This window comes from Arsukibacterium sp., assembly GCF_041616895.1.
Classification (GTDB): Bacteria; Pseudomonadota; Gammaproteobacteria; order Enterobacterales; family Alteromonadaceae; genus Alishewanella.
Genome location: NZ_JBFJPY010000211.1, coordinates 1 through 1,716 on the forward strand (window position 1 = coordinate 1; position 1,716 = coordinate 1,716).

A 1,716-nucleotide genomic window follows, 5' to 3' on the forward strand; every position below is an offset into this window, starting at 1 on the left:
GCCGCGCGCCATCTGGTGTCGGGTAATGCCCGGATTATGGACGCGCTGATGATGCTGTTTAAGCTGTATTTTGGCGCCTTTTTGGGCATTGCCATCGGTTTTACCCTGTTTGGCATGGTTGATTTTGTTAAACCCGCGCCAATATCCCGCCACTTTGCCTGGCTGGCGGTGGGCATTCTGGTCAGCTCGCTAATCGTATTGTTCAGAAGCCGTGGCAAATATACCCTGTGGTCACTGGCGGCGGGCTTTATTGCTTATGGCGTCAGTATTACCGGTGCCAGTCTGGTGGATTACACCATGGGCGCCTTTCTGGGTGCCTTTGCCGTGGGTATTTACAGTAACCTGTTTACCCGGCTGGCCAAGGCGCCTGCGGTTATTGTGGCGATGCACGGCTTAATTGTGCTGGTGCCTGGCAGTAAAACCTATATTGGCTTAAATTCCTTGATCTCAGGTCAGGATTTTGTGGTGTCAGACCGGGTGGGCCAGCAAACCTTTATGATTTTAATGGCGCTGGTCGGTGGCCTTATTTTTGCCAATGTGGCATTGCCGCCGAAAAAGAGCCTGTAATCAAAGTGTTGTTAATACCTGCAGCAGGATAACAAAAGAGTAGGAGCCGTACGGTAATGCGCAGCTTATTAAAAAGCGTGTCTGAAGTCATCGCTGAGGCAAATGATGCGTTTTACGCTAAGCACCAGACCGCTGATAGCGTAATGGGCATAATGGATAACGGTTTGCGCAGGCAAGGTATACCGGCAGATGCTATAACGCTGGAATGTGTTGCGCTTGATAAAAAAATTGTATTTTTATTGCACGATGCCAGCCCCGACACCGTTAGTGTCGCGGTGGGTAATAAAGCGGGTGATATTCACCGAAGCTCTGAGCATCCTATCGCTAGCTTTACGTCAGATACAGTAGTGCGTTTGTTAGAGCTACATTTAGTATAAAAAGACTATGCCATAAACCTTTTTGCCAGGGTGCTTGCGAATTGCTAACAACGGGGTAGTTTGGTGTTATAGTTTTGCCAACCCTCTTAACATCACAAAATTACGGCAAGGCTTTTGTATGAACCTGGATAAAGCAAAAAAACGTATCGCAAAACAAATTAACAAAGGCTTCGACGGCTATCCGCAAATAACCTTAGCGTATTTTGGTGCCAGTGCTGATTGCGCTACGGAAGTGGTGATCGGTTTTGTGATGGAAGCCGGTGCCGCTGCACAAGAGCAACGCTTTGTTAGCAAGCAGGATGTGCGCGAAGATGAAGCCATTCAATCAGTCCTGATTCGAATTATTGACCGGGCGGATGCCAGAACGGTAACCGAAATACCCGGCGTGACGCTAAAAACCTGAGGAAAGAGCAAGCTGGCAGAAGCCTGCAACCGCAGCTAAACTGATTGAAAAATCAGCAAGGATATGATGATGGAATTAGGTGCATTTTCAGTAAGTTTAGCGGTAAAAGATATTGCTGCGTCAAAAGCCTTTTATGAAAAATTGGGCTTTGCCACCATGGGCGGCGATCAAGCGCAGGGCTGGCTTATCCTGAAAAATGGCAGCACGGTGATAGGTTTATTTCAGGGCATGTTCGACAAAAACATTCTTACCTTTAATCCGGGCTGGGATCAAAACGCCCAGAACATGGATGAATTTACTGACGTTAGAAAGATCCAAAGCCAATTGCAGGCAGATGGTATAACGCTGATTAAAACAGCTGACGAGCAA

4 protein-coding genes are annotated in these 1,716 nt (G+C 47.6%); all 4 read left to right on the forward strand.

All coding sequences use genetic code 11. The features are described from left to right. A partial coding sequence (locus ABY802_RS16880) for a threonine/serine exporter family protein (protein ID WP_372628278.1) occupies positions 1–567 on the forward strand: 567 nt, incomplete at its 5' end. Between the two features lie 56 nt (positions 568–623). After that, entirely contained in the window at positions 624–944 is a 321-nt protein-coding gene (locus ABY802_RS16885) for a hypothetical protein (protein WP_372628279.1), read from the forward strand. Positions 945–1,062: 118 nt separating this feature from the next. Continuing rightward, positions 1,063–1,347 (forward strand): hypothetical protein, encoded by a 285-nt coding sequence (locus ABY802_RS16890; RefSeq protein WP_372628280.1) that lies wholly within the window; start codon positions 1,063–1,065, stop codon positions 1,345–1,347. Between the two features lie 63 nt (positions 1,348–1,410). Next, positions 1,411–1,716 (forward strand): VOC family protein (locus ABY802_RS16895; protein WP_372628281.1); only part of this gene is annotated, 306 nt, incomplete at its 3' end.

Excerpts from the sequence above, each read along its gene's own strand:
- ABY802_RS16885 (WP_372628279.1), top strand. The coding sequence starts at position 624 with ATGCGCAGCTTATTAAAAAGCGTGTCTGAAGTCATCGCTGAGGCAAAT.
- ABY802_RS16890 (WP_372628280.1), top strand. The coding sequence starts at position 1,063 with ATGAACCTGGATAAAGCAAAAAAACGTATCGCAAAACAAATTAACAAA.